This is a genomic window from Epilithonimonas xixisoli (genome assembly GCF_004365655.1).
GTDB classification, from domain to species: Bacteria; Bacteroidota; Bacteroidia; order Flavobacteriales; family Weeksellaceae; genus Epilithonimonas; species Epilithonimonas xixisoli.
Genome location: NZ_SOEO01000007.1, coordinates 1 through 1,657, shown reverse-complemented (window position 1 = coordinate 1,657; position 1,657 = coordinate 1). Strand labels below are relative to the sequence as shown.

2 protein-coding genes and 1 pseudogene are annotated in these 1,657 nt (G+C 35.3%); 2 read left to right on the top strand and 1 reads right to left on the bottom strand.

All coding sequences use genetic code 11. The annotated features are described in order from the left end of the window. Positions 1–193 (top strand): hypothetical protein (locus B0I22_RS16270; protein ID WP_221411244.1); only part of this gene is annotated, 193 nt, incomplete at its 5' end. Positions 194–362: 169 nt separating this feature from the next. Beyond that, positions 363–1,415: a ligand-binding sensor domain-containing protein gene (locus B0I22_RS16020; RefSeq protein WP_133946621.1), complete on the top strand. Its 1,053-nt coding sequence runs from the start codon at positions 363–365 to the stop codon at positions 1,413–1,415. A 19-nt stretch (positions 1,416–1,434) separates the two neighbouring features. On the opposite strand, the pseudogene B0I22_RS16265 reads toward B0I22_RS16020, so the two are convergent. Further along, positions 1,435–1,657: pseudogene (locus B0I22_RS16265) on the bottom strand (hypothetical protein); the annotation flags it as partial.

The window sequence follows — 1,657 nt, the reverse complement described above, 5'->3', positions numbered from 1 at the left end:
AATTTCTGCTTCTCTAAATCGAAATGAACGCACGAAATTTCCGATTCGACTGAATAAAAAATACTGCAGACAACATCGGTTTGGCAATAGCGGGGTTAAATACTCAAAATCCACGCTTTCCATTTCTATTTTATTTTGTATTTTAGTTGAAACAGCAGGAAATAACCTTGAAATAATAAAAAACTACCGCTAACAAGGGTTTTGCAATAGTGGGGCGAAACTACAAAGCTCAACGGCAGTTCTTCGGTTCAACTGTTGTACAAAATTGGAGATTTGTGCTTCGATTGCCCTACCATCGCAAAGCCCCGAAACGTTATCGGTAACTCTACCAAACGACACCGCAGACATAAAACGAACAGACATTGAAAACAAGAATACTTTTATTTTTTAGCATACTGACTTTTTTGACATCGTGCAATGGACAACCAACTCAATCTGTAACCTCAGATAAACCAAGTCCGTTAATTTCAATCGGAGACACGCTCAAAGAACTTGGTAAAAACATAATGCTTGTTTATCAGGATACGAAGAACAACTACTGGTTTGGCAGTTGGGAAACAGGAGTGTACAAATATGACGGTAAAACTTTGATAAATTACACCACAAAGCACGGTTTGTATACCAATAGAGTTGATGATATAAAAGAAGATAAATCGGGTAATATATATTTTGCAGGTATGAACCCAAATTCTACAATAACAAAGTTTGACGGAAAATCATTTACCAATATTACAGCAATCCCAAGTAATGAATGGAAACTTGATACGAATGATTTATGGATAAAAAATTCTTATCAAGCCAAACAAAAAGTTTACCGCTTTGATGGAAATACTTTGTATGAATTGACAATTCCAAAGCCACCAAATCTCAACAATCCATTTGAAGTTTATAGCATTTACAGAGACTTAAAAGGAAACATCTGGTTTGGCACAAATCCGGTCGGAGTATGTCGTTACGATGGAAAATCATTTGAATGGATTACAGAAGAAGATGTGACGGAATTTCGCAACGAAGGGGCAAATGGAGTGCGTTCAATTACTGAAGACAAAAACGGCGACTTTTGGTTTAATACCGAAAACCGTTATAGTGTTTACGACAGTACAACTTTAAAAAACAATAAGTTTTATACAAGACACGAAAGCTTAGGCAGTTTAGACGGAAAAAACACAATTGGTCTGAATGAGTATCTTTCAACGGTAAGAGACAACGATAATAATTTATGGTTTGTAACTTATCGTGATGGAGTTTGGAAATATGATGGAACAAAAATTACACACTATCAAGTTCAAGAACAATCAAAAAACATCAAATTATTCAGTATTTACAAAGATAACAATGGAGAGCTTTGGCTTGGAACACACGAAAATGGTGCATATAAATTTAACGGACAAACATTTGAAAAATTTGTACCTTGACAACAGATGAAAGGAAGAGCTACCGATAACAGCAGTTTGGCAAAATGGCGGGTTTAGTGCAAAGTTCAACAGTAGTTCTTCGATTGAACTTTTGTGCAAAACTAAACATTTGTGCTTCGATTTCCGCCACTTCGCCAAGCTGCAAACCGTTGTCTGCAATATTTTTATACAAGCCTACTCTATCAAATTTCCTGAAATTGAATTTAACTGAAGTTCCAAAAATGAATATTCTAAAATTTGAA